The organism is Actinoplanes sp. NPDC051537 (assembly GCF_055586105.1).
Genome location: NZ_JBVJIU010000006.1, coordinates 392,455 through 413,348 on the forward strand (window position 1 = coordinate 392,455; position 20,894 = coordinate 413,348).

Sequence of the window (20,894 nt, forward strand, 5' to 3'; positions counted from 1 at the left end):
CCGGTCTCCCGGATGGCGTAGATGATGCCGTTCCCGCCGGAGAACACGGTCGTGAAGGTGTTCCAGCCGACGCCGATCTGGTTTCCGCTGCCGGGCGCCCAGCCGCGTTCGGCGTGCGGCCCGTTGGTGCCGTTCCGCAGGTCGTCGCGGTACCAGAGCAGTTCGCCGGTCTCCCGGATGGCGTAGATGACGCCGTTCCCGCCGGGGAACACGGTCGTGAAGCCGTCCCAGCCGACGCCGATCTGGTTTCCGCTTCCCGGCGCCCAGCCACGCTCGGCGTTGGGCCCGTTCGTGCCGTCCCGCAATTCGTCGCGGTACCACAGCAGGGAACCGTCGCCGGTTATCGCGTAGATGCTGTGGTCGTCGCCGATGACGTCCAGGAATGCCATGTGACGACTGTTCCAGCGGCGCATTCGCGTGTCCATCGGCGGCGCCCGTCCGGTACGCGACAGCTCCGCGGCTCGCACCCGGCGTATCCAGCGGAATGTATGTCCGCGATATCTCCGCGCATATGCCTCGCCTCTACGGTCGTGATGCCTGGCCCATGGCCGGGCCGCGTCGCAAGGGACGCGGGGGACTTGTCGACACGGAGGTCGCGCGATGCACGGGATGAGTCTGTCTCGAAAACATCGATGGATAGCTATTTTATTGACGCCCGTGCTGGTCGCCGGCGTGCTGTCGCAGCCGGAGCGGGCGGCCGCCGCGCCCCGCCCGCACGGCGGTGACGTGCAGCCGCGCGGCAACGGCGGGTGGAAGGCGGCCAAGGCGCCGAAGAACACCACGGCCGCGTACAAGAAGCCGGCCGCCAAGGGTGGCACCCCGGTGCTGAAGCCCGACCCGCACGCCAAGCGGGTCAGGGAGCTGACCGGCCGGCGCACGGCGACCACCTCGTCGTACGCGATGTCGGACGGCAGCGTGCAGCAGGAGGTAACCGCCCTGCCGGTGCACTATCGGGACGGCAAGGGCGCCTGGCAGAAGATCGACCCGGCGGTGAAGCCGGTCGCGCACGACGGGTTCACGGCCGGGGCCGAGGGCAACGCCTTCCGCACCTACTTCTCGCCGAACGCGGCCGCCCTGCTGCGGATCGAGCAGGGCGGGACGTTCGTGCAGGTCGGGGCCGACGGCGCGACCACGGAGGCGCCGCGGACCACGGGCTCGACCGTCACCTACGCCGGCGCCTACCCGGGGGCCGATCTGCGTTACCAGGTCGGGCCCGAGGGCGTGAAGGAGTCGATCGTCCTGGCGAAGCGTCCGGCGGCGGGACAGGTCTACGCGTACACGATGAAGGTCGGCGGCGGCCTCGTGCCGAAGCAGGACGCGGGCGGCGCCATCGAGTTCCGCACCGACGCCGGCGCGACCGCCTTCACCATCCCGGCGCCCTACATGTCGGACAGCCGGAACGACGCGAGCTCGCCGTACGGCAAGACCTACAGCTCCCGGGTGACGCAGGCGATGACCTTCGACGCCGCCACCGGAACCGTGCGGGTCACGGTCAAGCCGGACGCCGCCTGGCTGGCCGGCGCCGAGCGCGCCTACCCGGTCACCATCGACCCCACGATCGTCGTGGCGCCGACCCCGTCGACGGCGGCCAACACGATGATCCTGGCCGACGGCGCGACCACGAACTACAGCACCTCGTGGCGGCTCTCGGTGGGCACGACCGCCACCGGCGCGGCCCGCACTCTGATCAAGTTCCCGTTGCCGGCGGTCCCGGCCGGCACCACGATCGCGTCGGCGAACCTCCAGCTCTACTACGACCAGACGTTCACCACCGGCAGCACCAGCGTCGCCATGCAGGCGCTGCAGGCCAACGCGGCCTGGAACCCGGCCACCGCCACGTGGAGCAACGCGAGCGGCATCGGCGGACCGGTGGCCGGCACCGCGACCAAGAAGGCGAACACGCTCGGCGCCTGGGTCGGCTTCCCGGTGACCTCGGCCGTCCAGTCCTGGGTCAACGGCAGCGCCAACAACGGCTTCGTGCTCAAGCAGACCAACGAGGCCACCCTCAACCAGGGCGGCCCGCGCTTCGAGGGTTCGATCTACGCGTACGGCGGGGAGGTCGTCACCTACCCGAAGCTGGTGGTCACCTACGGCGTGCCCGGCGTCGCCGTCAACGCGCCCACGGTCATCCACGCCACCGGCGCCGAGCTGTCCTGGCCGGCCTACGCGAACACGACCGGCGACACGGCCAACGACCTGGCCGAGTACCAGGTGCACCGCAGCGTCTACCAGACGTTCACGCCGGGGCCGAACACGCTGGTCTCGCCGGTCGCCCCGGCCGCCACCGCGTTCGCCGACTCGACCGCCGTGCCGACGCCGACCGACAGCGCCGACCCGTACGGCAACGCCTACTACTACATGACCGTGGTCAAGACCAAGGGCGGCAAGCTGATCGCGGGCCCGACCCAGCTGGTGCGGCTGCCGAAGGCGGGGCGCACCACGATCCTGTTGCCGGCCACGGCCGCGACCACCCTCTCGTCCAGCCAGCCCAACGCCGTGCTGAACACCCTGACCGACGGCGGCGTGGCCCAGCCGTGGGTCTCGGTCGGCGACAACTCCGGCACGTACGGGACTACTCGCTCGGTCTTTGATTTCGGTCAGCTGACGCAGGTGCCGGCCGGCTCGCGGATCATCGACGCGCACCTCAAGCTGTGGTCGGAGCAGACCACCACGACCAGCTCGGGCGCCGTCTACGAGCTGCACGGGCTGACCCGCTCGTTCGCCGGCAAGCAGGCGACGTGGGCGAGCGCGGCGACCGGAACCGCGTGGAGCGCCGCCGGCGGTGACTTCGCGGCGACGGCGGCCGGCACGGTCGCGGGCCTCACCAACGACCCGAACCGGCAGACGCTCGACGCCACCTCGATCGTGTCGGGCTGGCTCGGCACGGCCGGCTCGAACCACGGCCTGCTGGTGAAGCTGCGGGCGGAGACGGTGACCTCGCCGCAGGAGCGCACGGTCTTCGCCGGTCCCGGCACCGCCGAGCCGCGGCTCGCGCCGCAACTGGTGGTCAGCTACCTCGACCGGTCGACCGACGCCACCTACTACGCGCCGTCGACCCCGGACCGGATGGTCGCCGGCACCACGTACACGACGCCGGTGACGATCAACAACACCACGGACGCGGCCTGGACCGCGGCCGGCGAGGTGCTGACGTACCACTGGAAGCTGCCCGACGGCACCGACGTCACCGGCTCCGGCAACCAGCTGCGCACGCGGCTGCCCGCCGACGTCGCGCCCGGCGGCACGGCGACGCTCGACGCCCAGGTCGCCGCCCCGGCCGTGGCCAGCGGCAACGAGACCGAGGGCCTGTCGCTGGCCTGGGACATGCTCGACACCACGACGGCCACCTACCTGTCGGCCACCGCGGCCGGCGCCGGGTCGCTCGACCAGCAGGTCAGCGTCGACGCCACCGGCAACAACCAGCTCGGCCTCGAGGACTTCTACCAGTACACGACGACCCCGGCCGGGGCCGGCTCGACCATCTACACCAACCTGTCGTCCGGCAACACGGTCTGGAACTACGACCTGTTCGCCAACCCGTCCCGCGGCTTCACCACGCTGCTGCGGCTGAACTACAACTCGCTGTCCACGTTCGACACCAGCGCCGGCTTCGGCTGGTCGATGGAGGCGTCGGCGCCGATCCGGGTGGGCCAGCCGATGGAGTTCCACCCGAACCCGCACCCGACCGAGGTGGTGATGGTCGACGGCACCGGCAACGCGCACAAGTGGACCTGGGACGCCACCGCGAGCCGGTGGAAGGCGCCGCCCGGCGTCCACCTCTTCCTCCAGCAACTGGCCGACTGCGGCCCGAAGACCGAGAACGCCCGCGCCTGGTCGATGACCCGGCCCGACCGGACGGTCTTCTACTACGACTGCGACGGCTACCCGACGGCCCAGATCGACGCCAACGGCAACGAGGCCGACTACACGTACTCGTCGCGGCAGTCGCAGAACAAGCCGACCGAGTTCCTGACCTACATCACCGACCCGGTGTCGCGGCAGACGCTCACGGTGACCTACTACGCCAAGGGCGACGACTACTCGTACGTCGATGACAGCGGGAACCTGGTGGCGGCGACCAAGCTGACCGATCCGCAGATCATCGACCACATCAAGTCGGTCAGCGACATCTCCGGCCGCACCGTGAACTTCTACTACACCGTGCAGGGCCTGCTCGGCCGGCTCGTCGACGGCGCCGGCGACCCGGCGGCCAAGACGTTCAAGTTCACCTACGACGCCACCCAGGGCATGAAGAACGTCAAGCTGGTCGCGATCGCCGACCCGCGCGGCAGCACCAGCCGGATCGCCTACTACCCGCCGTCCTCGGCCTGGAAGTGGATGACCCAGTCGGTGACCGACCGGCTCGGCAAGACCATGCAGTACGGCTACCTGGCGCCGGGCACCGTCGCCGGGGCGGCGCAGCAGACGACCGTGACCGACGCCAACGGCCACGCCTACGCCTTCCAGATCGACGCCGCCGGCCGGATGATCCAGCAGGTCAACCCGCTCAACCAGAAGACCGGGGTGACCTGGGACGGCGACAACAACGTCGCCACCCTGACCGAGAACAACGGCGCCAGGACGACCTGGACGTACGACCCGGACACCGGCTACCCGATCAGCATGACCGACGCGGCCGGCACCGGGACCGCCCGGTACGCGTACCAGTTCTCGCTCTCCGGGCACGTCGCCGACCTCGTCGACCAGGTGTCCGCGGCCGGCCGGCGCTGGCACTACACGTACGACGCCTACGGCAACGTGCTGACCGCCCAGGCGCCGAACGGCACGGCGGCGGGCGCGGGCTACACGATGACGTACGCGTACGACTCGTACGGCGACATGATCAGCGCCACCGACGCCAACAACCACACCACCAACTACAGCTACTACCTGCCGATCCCGGTGACGGTGTACGAGCCCAGCGGACAGCCGCGCTCGGTCACCGATCCCTCCGGGAACACGACGCGGATGGCGTACGGGCCCCGTGGTGAGGTCGTCTCGGTGACCGACCCGCTCGGCAACTCCGCCAACCAGGGCTACGACGTCTTCCTGCGGCCGCTCGAGTCCAAGGTGCCGAAGGACCAGGCGGCCGGGATCTACGTCACCACGCCGGCGCCGGCCTACGACGCCAACGACAACGTCACCCGCTCGACCGAGGCCAACGGCGCCGTCACCACGGCGGTCTTCGACGCCGCCGACCGCACGCGGACGACCACCCTGCCCGGGGACGGCGCCACCGCGCCGGCCCGGACCGTCAGCTTCACCTACGACGCGGTCGGCAACCGGCTCACCACCACCACGCCGAACGGCAACCTGGCCGGGGCGGCCGCCGGCTCGTACACCACCACGGTCGGCTACGACATCGCCGACCAGCCGGTCACCGTCACCGACGCGCTCGGCGGCAAGACCGTCACCGGCTACGACAACGCCGGCAACAAGGTCAGCGTCACCGACCCGCTGAAGAACGTCAGCAAGGTCGCCTACGACCTCGACCACCGGGCGATCGGCACCACCGACGCCCTCGGGCACACCACCGCCACCACGTACGACGCGGACGGGCTCGTGCTCACCCGCACCGACCAGAACGGCGCCGTCACGTACTACTCGATGGACGCCAACGGCCAGGTCACCCAGGTGCAGGTGCCGCACGCCGGCGTCCTCAACACCACCCAGTACCGGTACGACCAGGTCGGCAACAACACCAGCGTGATCTCGCCGAAGGGCGTGGCGAGCGGCGTCGCGAACGCGTACACGGTCTCGGCCGAGTACGACGCGAACAACCGCCAGACCAAGCTCCTCGGGGCGTTCGACCCGGCGGCCGCGCACGACTCCCGGTACGGCTCGGACAACCGGCCCGAGACCGACTACGCGTACGACGCCGCCGGCCAGGTCACCAAGGTCAGCCAGCTCACCCGCGAGCCGGACGTGCCGCAGACCGCGACCACGACGACGTACGGGTACTTCGACAATGGCTGGATCAAGCACTCGGCCGACCCGTTCGCCATCACCACCGACTACGACTACAACGGGCTGGGCCTGCAGACCTCGCGGAAGGTCACGGCCGGCGACGGCACCGCGGCCCGCCAGATGAGCTGGGACTACTTCCCCGACGGGAAGCTCGCCTCGTACCGCGACAGCGGGCTCCCGGCCGGCTGGCAGTCCCAGATCCTCACCGCCGACGCCGCCAACACCTCGGCCGGCCTGGGCTGGGCGGCCGGTCCCGCCGGCCAGGGCTTCCAGGGATCGACGTACTGGAAGACCGCCGGCGGCGTCGGGGACTTCTCCTGGAACCTGACCATCCCGCAGGACGGCAACTACAAGGTCTACGTCTGGTACCCGGCGGTGGACGGCGCTTCGCCCAGCGTCCGGTACACCGTCGCCGGCGGCGGACCGGTCTTCGTCGACCAGTCGAAGAACGCCGGCACCTGGGTGCAGCTGGTGAACCCGCAGAACAACGGCGAGTGGGCGCTGAAGGCGGGCACCGGCCAGAACGTCGTCCTGTCACCCGGGCAGGCGCCGGCCACCGCCGACGCGGTGCGGGTGGTGCGGGACAACGCCGGCGACTCGCAGCCGCTGCCGACCACGGCGGCGTACACCTACGACGCCGACGGCAACCGGACGGACGTCAGCGACACCTCGCCGAACGCGCGGTTCGACCACTACCCGGCCACGTTCGACCAGCTCGGGCGGCCGACGCAGCTGCTCGAGAAGCTCGGCGGCGCGGTCGAGCACACGCTCTCCTACGCCTACGACGCGGCGAGCAACCTGCTGACCCAGAAGAACGACACCGACAGCAACACGTACGCGTACGACACCCGCAACCTGCTCACGAAGGTGGTCAACAACGGCGTCGCGACCCAGTTCACGTACACGCCGACCGGTCAGCGGGAGTCGCAGACCATGGGCAACGGGAACAAGGTCGCGTACACGTACAACCTCGACGGGTCGCTCGCCTCGATGGCCGAGAAGACGGTGGCCGGGACGACGGTCTCGTCGCACCTGCTCACCTACGACCCGAACAGCAACGTCACCAAGGACGTCACGTCGCTGCAGAGCGCGGACGACAACGGCGCCTTCCTCAACCGGGATGTCGATCGGGAGTACAGCCCGAACAACCAGGTCACCAAGGTGACCAACTCCGACGGCAAGAGCAATCAGGCGTACGAGTACGACAGCGCCGGCAACATCACCCGACAGACGATCGACGGCGCGGACGTCTTCTTCGACTACGACCGGGGACGGGTCTCGTCCTCGCTGGGCATCGCCGACCCGCCGGCCAAGGGTGGCTACCAGTACGACACGCTCGGCCGGCTGATCGCGATCTCCAACCTGGCCGTGCTCGGCACCAACCTCGGGGCCGAGCAGAAGTACACGTACGACGGCTACGACAACGTCACGTCGCAGTCGAGCACCACGGCCGAGGGCGCGCGGACGGACACGACGACGTACGACTCGCTCAACCGGGCGGTCACGACCTCCACGACTCTCGGGAACACGTCGATCGGATCGGAGACGTTCGACTACCTCGGAACCACCGGGACCGTCGCCGACGAGACCCGTACCTACGACTCCGGCGGGAGCGGCACCAAGAAGTACGACTACAGCCCGGACGGCGAGCGGCTGGCGCTGCACGACAGTTTCCTGGCCGCGCCGCCGCCGACCGATCAGACGAGCTACTACACGTACAGCCCGCATCAGGACGTCGAGGCGCTGACCTCGCCGACCGGGTCGACGATGGCCACGTACGGCTACACCGCCTACGGCGCGAACGACGCGTCGCACACGACCGGTCTCGACAAGGAGAACCTGTCGTTCGCGTACAACAGCTATCGGTTCAACTCGGCCCGGATCGCGGTCAGCACCGGCAACCTCGACATGGGGTTCCGCACCTACAACCCGAACATCAACCAGTTCCTGAGCCGGGACACGTACAACGGCGCGGACGCCGACGCCGGGCTGGCCGGCGGCCGGTACGGCTTCGCCGGCGGCAACCCGATCAGCAACATCGAGATGAACGGCCACGACTGGCTGTCGACGGTGGGATCGATCGCCGTCGGCGTGGGCATCTTCGCCGGCTGCCTGGGCCTCGGCATCGCGACCGAGGGCGCGGGGCTGCTGCTGTGCGGCGCGTTCGCCGGCGCCGGCGGCGCGGTCGCCGGGCAGGGCATCAGTTGCTGGCAGGGTGAGCAGGGCGCCTGTTCGCCGGGGGCGTTCGCGGCCTCGGCGGCGGTCGGGTTCGTGGTCGGCGGGCTCACCGCCGGCGTCGGGGAGGGGATCGCGGGCGCACTGCCCCGGGCCCTGCCCGGATGGGCGTCGCAGGCGATCGTCGGGCTCGGGTCCGGCGCCGTCGGCGGGGCCGCCGACTACTCGCTGACCTGCACCGAGTGCTCGTGGTCCGGTCTCGCGACGGCCGCGGCCACCGGCGCGGTCATCGGTGGCGGCATCGGCGCGGCGGCCGGGTTCGCGTACGGGCGCATCGGTTTTCTCACCCGGCTCGAGAACCGCTACTACGTCTCGAAGATCACCAAGCGGCTCACCGCGATCGTCAACCGGACCAAGGCCGACGTCGACGCCGGGCGGGTGCCGCTGACGCCCGACGAGCTCGACGCGCAGGCGGCAATGCCGGAGGCGACGCGCGGTAACGTGATCGACCGGGTGGCCAAGGAACGGGTGTCCCGGGACCGGTACCTGAGCTCGAGGGTGTTCTGGGCCCGGAACTGGCCGCCGGAGCCGCTGCCCGACTTCTGGAACCCGCACCTGCGCACCTGGTGGGACATGACCACGACGAAACAGTGGGCCGCCCACGTCCGGAAGTACACCAGCCGGTTCGGCGCCGGCATCCACCTGAACACCGACTGATCCGCGGGGTGGGATGCTCTCCGGGGCATCCCACCCCCTTTATCGTGGAGCTTCCATGGGATTTGACGAGCGCTGGCAGACCGCGGACGGCACCCGGACCGCCGGCAAGGTGCTGCGGCGGCTGCGCTGGGGCAGGTCGCTGGACGGGCTCGGCCTGCCCGCGGTGGACGGCCGGCTCGACCTGCGGGGATTCGCGCTGGCCGATCCCGGCTTCCAACCGGTGTCGGCCGCCGGGGTGACGGTCGACATCCCGACCGGCAAGCTGCCCGAGTTCCGAAAGCTGCGCGGGGTGGACTTCGGCTCGGCCCGGCTGCGGCATCTCCGCCTGACCGACGCCCGGTTCGAGAACTGCGTGTTCCGCGACGCCGACCTCACCGACCTCCGCGCCTGGCGCTCGCACATCGAGGACTGCGACTTCGGCGGCGCCTCGCTCTCCGGCGCCGTGCTCAGCGCCCGGCACCGGGGGACGGGCACGACGTGGCGGAACTGCTCGTTCGCCGCGACCGCGCTGGACGGCATCAACGCCGAGGGCGCGACGTTCGCGGACTGCGCGTTCTCCCAGGTGAAGATCAGCGACGTGGTCTTCGACGGCTGTGCCTTCACCGGCAGCCGGATCACCGGCACGCTGGAGAACGTCACCTTCAGCGGCGCGTCCCTTTCCGGCCTCGACCTGCGGGAGTGCCGGCTGTCCCGGGTGGACTTCATCGGGCAGCGGCTGGGCGACGTGCTGTTCCCGCCGCAGGAGTCGGTCGTCATCGTGCCGCACGCTCTGCGGGTGCTCGGCGAGATCCGATCCCGCTTCGGCGACCAGCGCTACCTCCAGGTCTGGAGCTCGTACCGGTTGCAGCACCACGGTCCCGATGACGACCTCTATCTGAACTTCGACGAGCTGGGCGGAAAGCTCGACCCGGACACGCTGGCCCGGCTGCGCTCGCTCGTCGCCCCGTAATCGACTTGCCCCGTTCCTCCCCGGCGCGCATCATGATCTGATGATCACCTCTCGAAAGGGCGTGCGCGCCCTCGCGCTTTGAGCGCCCGCACCCGCTCCGCCCCATCGCGTTTCGCTTTGTGGCGTGAAGCGGTGACGATCCGCGACGAATGGCTTCGGGTGGGCCTCTCCACCGCCCCCGCCGACCGGCCCACCACCGAGAACGCCCTGGCCGGCATCTATGCCCGGCACGGCCGCCCGCGCCCGTCGTTCCGCTGGTTTCCCTCGCCGGCGGCGGCCCTCCCGCACGTGGCCGGGGTGGCCACGCCCGAGGAACTACGCTCCTGGGTGGACGATCGCCGGCCACCGGGCAGGCCGCCGATCGCGAGCGACATCGCCGCCGGCCTGTCGCGCCTGCGCTCGGACCTGACCGCCGACATCGCCGAGCCGGCCCACGACCGCCCGCTGATGAAGCGCCCCAAGGACCGGTCCTGGCCCGCGCTCGCCGCGCCCGACGCCCTGAGTGCCGGGCTCCCGTTCCAGGAGCTGGTGCGGCAGGGCGTCCGGGAGGCTTTGTTCCGTTCGCTGGCGGCCGGCCTGTACCTGCGCATCCGAGCCGCGTGCGGGGTTCTTCCGCTCTGCTGGTACGGCAACCAGGACGCGGCCTGGATCGCCCACGCCGACGTCCTGCGCCGCCTCGGCCTGGTCCCGCCCGCTCGCACCGCCGAGTTCGAGACGTGGACGACGCTGACCCGGTCCGCCGGCTGGTGGTGGCCCGGCGAGCGCGTCTGCTACCTGGCCGACCGCCCCGCCGTGCTTCACACCGCCCCCATTCCCAGCGCCCTGCACGACGAGGTCCGCCCGGCCGGCTCCCCATTCATCGAATACCGAGACGGCTGGGCTGTTTTTCCATAAAGGCATTGTCAGGCGTTGCCTTGGTGCTCTACTCTTAAATGCGTCACCAGGGGAAGCGTACGAAAGGGGATCGAGATGATGTTCGATCGTCCCTGCATGTCCAAGCGCACGCGACGAGCCCCGAGTTGGCACTCCCCGCGAGTGAGCTGGCGAAACGACTGAGACCACACCGGTTTCGGCGGCCGCCCTCCCACTCTGGGGAAGGGCGGCTTTCTTTGTCTGCACCCGTGCTGAATTCGACTTGCGGGCGTAGCTCAATTGGTAGAGCAACGGTTGCCAAGTCCGTGCGTTGTGGGTTCGATTCCTGCCGTCCGTGCTCTTTAATTGAATAGTGTTTCCAAGTTTTCCGGAAATGGGGGCGAGGAGCGGCGGTCACACGGGCCGGCTGCGGCGGGTAGAACGACCGCCGGGCTAGCTGGACGGGACTACTTGCGCTACCCGGCCAACGTGCGCCCGCCGCCCCTCGCCCCAGCAACCCCTGCTCCGACATCTCGCCGCCATCCTCGCCCCGCGCCATCCTCGCCCCGCGCCATCCTCGCCCCGCGCCATCCTCGCCCCGCGCCACCCTCGCCCCGCGTCGCCGTCGCCCCCGGCCCCCGCGTCGGCTTCCCCGCCTCGCTTCACCGCCCGCTTCTCGGCCCCCGCCGTCGCATCGTCGGCAACCCCCTTCGGGCATCTCGCTCGCCCCCCGACAACCCCTTCAGACAGCACCAAGCCGGCGACCCGACAGTGTTTTCCGGGTCCCGCCGGTGATCGAGGGCTCGTAGCTCATCGGGAAGAGCACCCGTCTTGCAAACGGGAGGCGGCCGGTTCGAGCCCGGCCGGGTCCACGAGGAGCAGGGCGCCCGTCCTGCTCCTCGCCACCACACGTCGTCGTAGCTCAGCGGCAGAGCGCCGCCCTCATAAGGCGGAGGCCGGATGGTTCGACCCCACCCGACGACATCACACCCTTGTAGCGCCGCTAGCTCAATGGAAGAGCATCCGCCTCTTAAGCGGAGGGTTCAGGGTTCGACCCCCTGGCGGCGCACTCAGGTCGTCACCTTGAGCCAGCCCCCGTCGATGTAGTACGTCGACCCGACCGCGTAGGAAGCCCGCGGCGAGCAGAGAAAGACGAACAGATCGGCAATCTCCGCCGGCGTCGCGAACCGCCCGATCGGCGCGTTGTCCTCGGCGATCTTCTGGAGGTACTGCTCCCACGTCTGGTCGGTGCCCTCGGTCAGCAGCTTCGCCGTCTTGACCCAGTCACCGGTCATCACCAGGCCCGGGTTGACGGCGTTCACCCGGATGTTGTCCCCGATCAGCTCGTTGGCCAGGCACTTCGAGAACATCACCAGCGCCGCCTTGGTCACGTTGTAGATCGGCTCATACCCCAGCGGCTGCGTCGCACAGATCGAGGCGTTGTGCAGGATCACGCCACCGCCCCGGGCTTTCATCCCGGGCGCGAGCGCGCGGGCCAGCCGAACCGCCGCCATCACGTGCAGTTCCCAATACAGCTGCCACCGCTCATCCGGCGCCGTCAGGATCTTCTCCTCGCTCCCGGTGCCGGCGTTGTTGATCAGAATGTCCGCCCCGCCGAACTCCGCCCGAGCCGCGGCGGCCACCCGATCCGCGCCACCCGGACTCGTCAGGTCGGCCGCCACACCGATCGCCCGCACCCCCGAGATCTCCGAAGCCACCGCGCGCAGCCGCTCCTCGTCACGGCCGCACAGCACCAGATCCACTCCCTCGGCCGCAAGCCCTTGGGCAATGGCCAGCCCGATCCCGGCGCTGCCACCGGTGATGACGGCGACCTTCCCGGTCAGATTCAGGTCCATCGGACACTCCGTTTCTTGCTGAGGCGGGTACCGAGACCACCGTTCCACGAGCCCGGCATACCTGCGGTCCTCTTCCCGACCACACCGCGCCCCGGCCGCCGATCGCGATCCCTCCCCGGACCCCGCACCCGCCCGCCCCGCATTCGCACCCGCGCCCCGCACCCAGGCCCCTTGCCTGGGCGCGCGGCGTGCGCCCGCGCCCGACGCCCGGCCTCGCGCCTGCGCCCGACGCCCGGTCCCGCACCCGACACCCGGCCCCACGCCTGGCACCCGCGCCCGCGCCTTGGCGTCCGATGCCCGGCACCCGACGCCGGCCACCCGCGCCTGGCGCCCGGCACCCGTGCCCCGACCCCGTGCCCGCTTCAGTTTCCCGACATGGCTTGTGGCTCCCGCTGCTCGGCGCTCGTGCCCCCAGGGCCGGGGCTGCTCCCGCAACTCAGTGCCTGTGCCCCACGGCCTGCGCTGCGCTCGCCGCCTGGCGTCCGTGCGTGACTGCTAGCGCTCGTCGCGAATCTCGGCGCCGACGTCGTGCAGGTGACGCAGGGCCTGGGCGTAGGAGTCGGTCAGCGACGTCATCTCGTACGGGATGCCGATCTCCGCGCAGTACTGCTGGACGATCGGCTGGGCCTTGCGGAGGTTCGGGGTCGGCATGGCCGGGAACAGGTGGTGCTCGATCTGGTAGTTGAGACCACCCAGCGCGGCGTCGACCAGGAGACCGCCGCGGACGTTGCGGGACGTCAGCACCTGCTTGCGCAAGAAGTCCTCGGTGCCGTCGGGGTGCGGCATGCCCTTGTGGTTCGGCGCGAAGGTCATCCCGAGGTAGACGCCGAACAGGGCCTGGTGCACCACGACGAACGCCAGCGCCTGGAGCGGGTTCAGCACCAGGAGGAGCGCCGCGGCGTACGCGATCAGATGTGTTGCCAGTAGGACGCTCTCGAGGCCGCGGCGTTTGACCGTGCCGTCGCGCAGCGCCCGGATGCTGTCGCGTTTCAGGGAGAGGCCCAGCAGGGTCAGCAGTGGGAAGAAGAAGTAGGCCTGGTAGCGGGTGAGGAAGCCCTTGCCGCGGGCGGCCTCGCGGCTCCAGACCAGCACGCCGGGGCCGACGTCGGGGTCGAGATCGTCGTGGTTGGGGTTGGCGTGATGTTTGGTGTGCTTGTCCATCCAGTAGCCGTAGGACATGCCGATCGCCAGGTTGCCCGCGATGATGCCGGCCCGGCGGCTCGGCGTGTTGGTGCGGAAGACCTGGCGGTGGGCCAGATCGTGGGCGACCAGTGCCACCTGGGCGAAGACCACGGCCAGGAACGCGGCGACGGCGAGAGTCCACCAGGAGGCGCCGATCAGGAAGAACGCCGTCCAGCCGCCGACCAGCACCGCGGCCACCAGCCCGAGGCGCAGGACGTAGTAGGCGGGCCGGCGCCGGAGCAGGCCCGCGGCGTTGATGCGCCGGCCCAGCTCCGCGAAATCACTACCGGCCGCCGTACGCGGCCGCTCTGCCGTTGTCGTCATGCGTCAAGGCAACCGGTTCGCGGGCCTCAAGTCAGGAGAGCCAGGACTATATCTGAGAGTAGTGCTAGCCCTACTGAGTTCTTGGCGTCCTCGGGCCAGGATGGTGGGCATGGAGACGCGGGACTGGATACGAGACGGGTTGCGGGCGGTGGCCGGCGGCACGCTGGCGGTCGCTCTGTCGATCGCGAACATCGTGCTGTTCGTGCTCTTCCTCCTCGCGCTGGTGTTGACGCCGGTGTGGGGTGTGGGGCTGATCCTGCTGCCGTTGGTGACGAAGCTGGTTCGGGCGCGCGCCAACCTCGGGCGGCACATCGGCGGCTGGTGGGGCGTCCCGGTTGCCCGGCCCTATCGCCCGCGGCCGGAGAAGGCGCGGATGTTCGGCTGGCGCCACTACAAATGGATCGTCACCGACCCGGCGACCTGGCGCGACCTGGCCTGGCTGCTGCCCGGCGCGATCGTGGGGCTGGCGCTCGGGTTCGGCTCGCTTCTGATCCCGCTCTACGGGGTCGAGGGCATCGTCCTTCTTCCTTTGTGGATCTGGCTGGCCACTGGGTGGTACGGCTATGGCGTCACGTGGCCGATCGAGAGCGTCAGCGATGGGTTCCTCGCGCTGCCGCAGGGCGCGCTGATTCTGGCGATCGGCCTGGCCGCGGCGCCCTATCTGCGACGGGTCGACGCGTTGTTCGCGCGGTTGTTCCTGGCGCCGACCCGCAACGCCGAGCTGCGGCTCCGGGTCGACCAGCTGACCCTCACGCGGGCCGACGCGGTCGACGCCCAGGCGGCCGAGCTGCGCCGCATCGAGCGCGACCTGCACGACGGCGCGCAGGCGCGGCTGGTCTCCCTGGGCATGACGATCGGGCTGGCCGAGGAGATGGTGGACCGCGACCCCGAGAAGGCGAGACTCCTGATGGCCGAGGCCCGGGAGGTGAGCTCGACCGCGTTGGTGGAACTGCGTCATCTGGTACGGGGTATCCATCCGCCGGTGCTGGCCGAGCGCGGGCTCGACGGGGCGGTCCGGGCGCTCGCGTTCAACCTGCGGGTGCCGACGAGCGTCGACTCCGACGTGTCCGAGCGGCTCGACACGCCGGTCGAGTCGGCGGCTTATTTCGCGATCGCGGAGGCTCTGGCCAACGTGACGGTGCACAGCGGGGCGACGTTTGCCTACGTGAGCATCAAGCGCGGTGATGATCGGCTCTTCATGGAGGTGGGCGACGACGGGCACGGTGGGGCCGACCCGTCCGGTGGCACGGGGCTACGGGGGATCGAGCGCCGGCTGGCGGCGTTCGATGGGACGATGGCGCTGTCCAGCCCGGTGGGCGGGCCGACCATCGTGACCATGGAGCTGCCGTGCGTGTTGTCATCGCCGAGGACCACGCTCTCCTCCGGGACGGATTGACCCGGTTGTTGGAGGCGTTCGACTTCGAGGTCGTCGCGACGGTCGACAACGGGCCCGAGCTGCTGCCGACGCTGATCGAGCGAAAGCCCGACGTGGCGGTCGTGGACGTGCGGTTGCCGCCGACGTTCACGGATGAGGGGCTGCAAGCGGCGATCGCGGCACGGACCGAGGTGCCGGGGCTGCCGGTGCTGGTGCTGTCGCAGCACGTCGAGCCGCTCTATGCGCGGGAGCTGTTGGGGGACAGCCGGGGTGGGGTGGGCTACCTGCTGAAGGACCGGGTGTCCGATGTGGCCCAGTTCGTCGATGCGCTGCATCAGGTGGCGGGCGGCGGCACGGTGATGGATCCGGAGGTGGTGGCCCGGCTGCTCGATCGGGGCGGGCCGCTGGAGGTGCTGACCGTGCGCGAGCGGGAAGTGCTGAGGGAGATGGCGGCGGGGCGGTCGAACGCGGCGATCGCGGGGAGGTTGTTCGTGACGGAGAAGGCGGTGAGCAAGCACATCAACAACATCTTCATGAAGCTGGGCCTGCCGCCCTCGGATGACGACAACCGGCGGGTGCTCGCGGTGCTGGCCTACCTGAACGGCTGACTTCCGGCGCGGCCGCAGCGATGCGGCCAGCGCGGGCGCGAGAACGCGGCGCTGCGGGGGCGCGGTGGGGGCACGCGAGCGGGGCGCGGTTGGGGGCACGCGAGCGCGGCGCGGCGGGGCCAGGCGAGCCCGAGGGCGCGCTGGGGACGCGGCGCGGCGTGCAACTGTGGGACGGCCACGGCGCCCACCCGGCGGATCATGCCGGGCCGGCGTCGGCGTTCGGGAAACTGGGGCTCACGCGGCGATGAAGCGCGAGTTCTCCACTGCCATCTTGCGCACCTCGTCGGGGGTGAAGCCGGCCTCCAGCAGGCGGTCGGCGAACAGGGCGAGCCCGTCCTCGACCGGCGGGTTGAACGGCTGGCCCAGGTCGCTGGAGAGCACCGAATGCTCGACGCCCACCGCGCGGATGTTGGCGAACAGGTCGTCCCACGAGACCTTGCCGGTGAACGGCGTGGTGAAGCAGCGTTCCAGGAGGGCGCCCTCGGCGGCGAGCTCGCGCTGCTGCTCGACGGGCAAGCGCTGGGAGGTGAACTCGGGGTGGGTGACGACCACCCGGCGTACGCCCTCTGCTCGTGCCGCTTTGACGACCGCGAGGATCTCGGGGCCGGAAAGGTGACCGGTGGCCAGCACCATGTCGTGTTTGGCGATCACGCGCAGCACCTTGCGCACCTGGTCGAGGACGGCACCGTCGTCCGACACCACCTCGACCACGTCGGGCACGATGCCCTGAGCATGCAGATCGGCCTGGAGCGCGCCCCACATGGCCGGCTTGCTGCCGGGCAGGTCGGTGGCGGTGGTCGAGCGCTGGTTGCGGGAGTCCACCGTGGGCATCCAGACGATGCGCGCGCCCAGCCGGCCGGCGATCTCGACCGCCGCGGGGTTCATGCCGCCCATCGACCCGTTCAGCGTGATCGCCCCGAGAACGTCGACCCCGGGCACCGCGGCCCGGACGACCGCCGCGCGCTCGGCGGTCGTCACATAATGCGATTTCAGGATAAATCCGGAAAGTCCGACGGAGGAAAACCGCCGCGCCAGAGACAGGTCGTCAATCCGGCGCTCCATCACGTCGGGGGCGATGTGCACGTGCGTGTCGTAGCCACCGGCCACCAGCGAACGAGCGGCGGCGGACGGAACCGGATGGTCAACCATGAGTCTCCCCGATAAAACGACGGTTGGTGTGGGACAGCGCGTCCGAGACGTGCCCGAGGTGCTCCCGCATGGCCTTCTCGGCCGCCGCCGGATCACGCGCGGCGATGGCGGCAACGATCGCCGTGTGCTCGGCGAACGAGTGCGAAGCCCGCCCGGGCACCAGGATCGTGCGGAACTGGAAGCGCACCAGCTGCGCTCGCAGCCCGGTGATCAGCCGCGCCGCGGTCTCGTGCCGGGCGGCCTGGATGATCGCGGCGTGCAGGGCCGCGTTGCCCTCGGAGTAGCCGAGCAGGTCGCCCTCCTCGAGCCGGCGGCTCATCCCGGCCAGGATCCGGCGGATCGCCGCGATCTCCTTGGCGGTGGCACGCTTGGCCGCCTCGCTCGCGGTGAGCGCCTCGAGCACGGCGCGGGCCTGGAGGATCTCGACGGCCTCGGCGTCGGTGACCACGCGGACGCGGGCGCCGCGGTGCGGGGTGAGGATCACCACACCGTCCTGACCGAGGCGGACCAGCGCCGTACGGACGATGGCCCGGCTCACCTCGAGCCGCTGCGCGAGGTCGGCCTCGACGAGCCGCTCGTTCGGCATCAACTCGCCGCTGTAGATGAGGTCGCGTAGCCGCAGGTAGGCGTCGTCGGCGGCGGGCGACGTCAAACGGGCGCTCCTAGCAGGTGGGCGAGCGGGCTACGGATTGCTCACAATCTTGTGCACAGCATCGCTTCCGGGCCGAAGACTGTCAACCATACCGTGACCTGCATAGATGTCCATTTCGGACCCGTAACGTCATTATTCGAAGGTCTATTTAGGCCGAATTGAGCGCGATGACAGGTCATCCTCCCTGCTCTACGATCTCGACCGGACGCGGGGCCGGACGGACGGGTGTCGATCGACGCAACGTCCACGCAGGTCAGACGAACAGTCATCTCCGCCTGCTGGACGGGCGGATTCTCAGGAGGCATTGGATGATCAGACGCTCTCGTGTGCTGGCGGCTACGCTGCTGGCCGCCGTGCTCGTCACGGCGGGTGCGTGCTCCAGTAAGGACGACGGCGGTTCGACCGGCTCCGCAGCCGGCTCGGGCGGCGACCTCAAGAAGGTCACCTATGTGACCGCGTTCGGTGCGGTGGGCCGTGACTCCTTCGTATGGGTGGCGAAGGAGAAGGGCTTCTTCAAGGACGCCGGCATCGACGTCGACATCCAGAAGGGCGCCGGCAACGTCCAGAACCTCACGCTGATCAAGTCGGGCCAGGCGCAGTTCGCCGCCCTCGACTTCACCGGCGCCGAGATCCAGGCCGGCCTCGGCAAGTTCACCAACTGGCGCGCGGTCGCGGCGATCCACCAGCAGACGCTGGTCTCGATCATGACGACGGCCGACACCAACATCACCAAGCCGACCGACCTGACCGGCAAGACCGTGGCCACCGCCAAGGGCTCGGTGAGCGAGCTGCTCTTCCCGGCGTACGCCAAGCTGGCCGGCCTGGACGCGAAGTCGGTGAAGTTGCAGGGTGCGCAGACCACCGCGCTCAACGGCCTGATGGCCCAGCGCAAGGTCGACGCGCTCAGCACGTTCCTGCTGTCCAAGAAGGCGCTCGAGACGGCGTCGAAGAAGCAGGTCACGGTGCTGCCCTACAGCGAGTACCTGTCCGACCTGTTCGGCAACGCGATCATCGCCCGGGAGGAGCTGATCGCCAGCGACAAGGACGTGGTCAAGAAGTTCACCGACGCCGCCATGAAGGGCCTCCAGTACGCGCTGGACCACCCGGACGAGGCTGCGGCGATCATGAACAAGGCCGAGCCCACCGCGGCGGTCCCGGCCGCGATCGGTGAGATCAACGCCATGAAGCCGTACGTGTCCCCGCCGAACGGCGCCCCGCTCGGTCACCTGGACCAGGAGCGGGTGGCGCGCAGCATCGCCATCCTGCAGGGCAACGGCCTCATGCCGGCCGGCCTCACGCCCGACAAGGTCGTCGACTTCAGCTTCGTACCGGCAAGCTGACGTCCGGACGCGGGGCGGGCCAAGCCCGCGGAGCAGGTAGAGTCCCGCCCCGCGTCATTGATCAACCACGGAGTCGCGACATGACGGACATTCCCGGGCCGCAGAGCAGGGTGTGGTCCAACGCGGTCCTGCCCACGCTCGGCGTGATCCTCACGATCACGGCCTGGTGGCTGGTCACCACCGTGTTCCACATCGATCCGTTCTACGTGCCGTCCCCGGCCGATGTCGTCGACTCGTTCCTCAAGACGCCGTCGTTCCTGCTCCAGGAGACCTGGACCACCCTCCAGCGGGTCCTCATCGGGTTCGTCATCGCCGTCGCCTTCGGACTGGTCATCGCGGTGATCCTGGCCGCCTCCCGGACGGTCGAGCGGATGGCCATGCCCGTCCTGGCCGCGATCAACGCCATCCCCAAGGTCGCGCTCGCCCCGCTGCTGCTGGTCTGGATGGGCTTCGGCGACTCGCCGAAGATCGTCATGGTGGTGCTGGTCAGTTTCTTCCCGGTGATCGTGTCGACGATGGCCGGCCTCACCTCGACCCCGGCCGACCTGCGCGAGCTGGCCCGCTCGCTCAAGGCCTCGTGGTGGCAGACCTTCGTCAAGGTGCGGCTGACCTGGGCGCTTCCGCAGGTCTTCGTGGGCCTCAAAGTCGCCACCCCGCTCGCCATCATCGGCGCCGTGATCGGCGAGGTGGTCAACCCCGACCACGGCCTCGGCTCGGTGATCGCCGGCTCCGGCGCCTCCAACGACACCCCGCTCGCGTTCTGCGCGCTGGTGCTGCTCGCGCTGATGGGCGTCGTCCTCTTCTACCTGGTCGCCGGGCTCGAGCGCCTGCTCGTCCCGTGGGCCCGAGCGGTTACGGGGAACTGATGATCAGCATCGAGGGCGTCTCGCAGACCTTCCGCGGCAAGGCCGGCCCGGTCGAGGCGATCCGGGACATCGATCTCACGATCGGCGACGGCGAGTTCCTCACCGTCATCGGCCGGTCCGGGTGCGGCAAATCGACGCTCTTGCGCATGATCGGTGGGCTTCTCCAACCGACCAAGGGTTCCGTACGCGTGGACGGCGCCCTGGTGAAGGAGCCGCGCCGCGACGTCGCCATGGTCTTCCAGAAGCCGGCGCTGCTGCCGTGGCGCTCGGTCGAGGACAACGTGCTGCTCCCGGTCGAGATCTTCGGCTGGAAGAAGGCCGAGTACCGCCCGCGCGCCGCCGAGCTGCTCGAGATGACCGGCCTGTCGGGCTTCCGCAAGCGCCTCCCGCACGAGCTGAGCGGCGGCATGCAGCAGCGCGTCGCCCTCTGCCGCGCGCTGATCCAGAGCCCCAAGGTCATGCTGATGGACGAGCCGTTCTCGGCCCTCGACGCGCTGACCCGCGAGGAGCTGGCGGTCGAGCTCCAGCGCATCCACATGGACCTGGGTACGACGATCGTCTTCGTGACCCACTCGATCCAGGAGGCCGTGCTGCTCGCCGACCGCGTGGCCGTGCTGAGCTCCCGCCCCGGACAGGTGCGCCGCCTGGTCGAGATTCCCATTCCGCGCCCGCGCAGTTTCGGCCACAACGCGCACATGGACCAGGTGGCCGGCGTCAGCGCCGAATTGCACACGCTGCTGCTCAGCGACAACCATTTGCCGACGCATTCCTGAATTCTCACCGGCTCGCATTCCCGGCCGAAGCACGGCGCCCGCACCGCGAGCTCCGGTCGACATCCTGCGCACTGAGGTTCCGGTACTCAAGATCCTTATTAGATAATGT

13 protein-coding genes and 3 tRNA genes are annotated in these 20,894 nt (G+C 69.9%); 11 read left to right on the forward strand and 5 right to left on the reverse strand.

Annotated elements, in window-relative coordinates; genetic code table 11:
* A partial coding sequence (locus ACZ6TB_RS17010) for a tachylectin-related carbohydrate-binding protein (protein WP_465555297.1) occupies positions 1–389 on the reverse strand: 389 nt, incomplete at its 3' end.
* Positions 390–657: 268 nt separating this feature from the next.
* Here ACZ6TB_RS17010 and ACZ6TB_RS17015 point away from each other — a divergent pair.
* From ACZ6TB_RS17015 to ACZ6TB_RS17040, 6 genes are all read left to right on the forward strand, one after another.
* Complete coding sequence (locus ACZ6TB_RS17015) at positions 658–8,859, forward strand: DNRLRE domain-containing protein (RefSeq protein WP_465555299.1); 8,202 nt, start codon at positions 658–660, stop codon at positions 8,857–8,859.
* Positions 8,860–8,914: 55 nt separating this feature from the next.
* On the forward strand, positions 8,915–9,808 hold the full coding sequence (locus tag ACZ6TB_RS17020) for a pentapeptide repeat-containing protein (RefSeq protein WP_465555301.1): 894 nt from the start codon (positions 8,915–8,917) through the stop codon (positions 9,806–9,808).
* A gap of 132 nt (positions 9,809–9,940) precedes the next feature.
* On the forward strand, positions 9,941–10,702 hold the full coding sequence (locus tag ACZ6TB_RS17025) for a DUF6745 domain-containing protein (protein WP_465555303.1): 762 nt from the start codon (positions 9,941–9,943) through the stop codon (positions 10,700–10,702).
* 757 nt (positions 10,703–11,459) lie between these two features.
* A tRNA-Ala gene (locus ACZ6TB_RS17030) sits at positions 11,460–11,532 on the forward strand.
* Between the two features lie 39 nt (positions 11,533–11,571).
* Positions 11,572–11,644: transfer RNA gene (locus ACZ6TB_RS17035), tRNA-Met, on the forward strand.
* Positions 11,645–11,657: 13 nt separating this feature from the next.
* Positions 11,658–11,729 (forward strand) — tRNA-Lys (locus ACZ6TB_RS17040).
* Between the two features lies 1 nt (position 11,730).
* On the opposite strand, the gene ACZ6TB_RS17045 is transcribed toward ACZ6TB_RS17040, so the two are convergent.
* Both ACZ6TB_RS17045 and ACZ6TB_RS17050 read right to left on the reverse strand, forming a co-directional pair.
* Positions 11,731–12,516, reverse strand: a complete 786-nt coding sequence (locus tag ACZ6TB_RS17045) for an SDR family NAD(P)-dependent oxidoreductase (protein WP_465555305.1) — start codon at positions 12,514–12,516, stop codon at positions 11,731–11,733.
* Positions 12,517–13,011: 495 nt separating this feature from the next.
* Positions 13,012–14,022, reverse strand: coding sequence for a fatty acid desaturase family protein (locus ACZ6TB_RS17050; protein ID WP_465555307.1), 1,011 nt, complete (start codon positions 14,020–14,022; stop codon positions 13,012–13,014).
* Positions 14,023–14,131: 109 nt separating this feature from the next.
* On the opposite strand from ACZ6TB_RS17050, the gene ACZ6TB_RS17055 reads away from it, so the two are divergent.
* Both ACZ6TB_RS17055 and ACZ6TB_RS17060 read left to right on the forward strand, forming a co-directional pair.
* Complete coding sequence (locus ACZ6TB_RS17055) at positions 14,132–15,418, forward strand: sensor histidine kinase (RefSeq protein ID WP_465555309.1); 1,287 nt, start codon at positions 14,132–14,134, stop codon at positions 15,416–15,418.
* Complete coding sequence (locus ACZ6TB_RS17060) at positions 15,370–16,005, forward strand: response regulator transcription factor (protein ID WP_465555311.1); 636 nt, start codon at positions 15,370–15,372, stop codon at positions 16,003–16,005. The genes ACZ6TB_RS17055 and ACZ6TB_RS17060 overlap by 49 nt, the downstream gene beginning before the upstream one ends.
* Before the next feature lie 234 nt (positions 16,006–16,239).
* Here the strand turns inward: ACZ6TB_RS17060 and ACZ6TB_RS17065 are convergent, their stop codons facing one another.
* Complete coding sequence (locus tag ACZ6TB_RS17065; protein ID WP_465555313.1) at positions 16,240–17,154, reverse strand: DUF6282 family protein; 915 nt, start codon at positions 17,152–17,154, stop codon at positions 16,240–16,242.
* Entirely contained in the window at positions 17,147–17,806 is a 660-nt protein-coding gene (locus tag ACZ6TB_RS17070) for a GntR family transcriptional regulator (RefSeq protein ID WP_465555315.1), read from the reverse strand. Before ACZ6TB_RS17070 ends, ACZ6TB_RS17065 begins: the two co-directional genes overlap by 8 nt.
* 308 nt (positions 17,807–18,114) lie before the next feature.
* Between ACZ6TB_RS17070 and ACZ6TB_RS17075 the strand changes: the two genes are divergently transcribed.
* The 3 genes from ACZ6TB_RS17075 to ACZ6TB_RS17085 all read left to right on the forward strand — a co-directional run bounded on the left by ACZ6TB_RS17075 (position 18,115) and on the right by ACZ6TB_RS17085 (position 20,785).
* Entirely contained in the window at positions 18,115–19,146 is a 1,032-nt protein-coding gene (locus ACZ6TB_RS17075; protein WP_465555317.1) for an ABC transporter substrate-binding protein, read from the forward strand.
* An 80-nt stretch (positions 19,147–19,226) separates the two neighbouring features.
* A complete protein-coding gene (locus ACZ6TB_RS17080) occupies positions 19,227–20,012 on the forward strand; it encodes an ABC transporter permease (protein ID WP_465555319.1) in 786 nt (261 codons plus the stop codon).
* Positions 20,012–20,785, forward strand: a complete 774-nt coding sequence (locus ACZ6TB_RS17085; protein ID WP_465555321.1) for an ABC transporter ATP-binding protein — start codon at positions 20,012–20,014, stop codon at positions 20,783–20,785. Before ACZ6TB_RS17080 ends, ACZ6TB_RS17085 begins: the two co-directional genes overlap by 1 nt.
* Positions 20,786–20,894 lie beyond the last annotated feature (109 nt).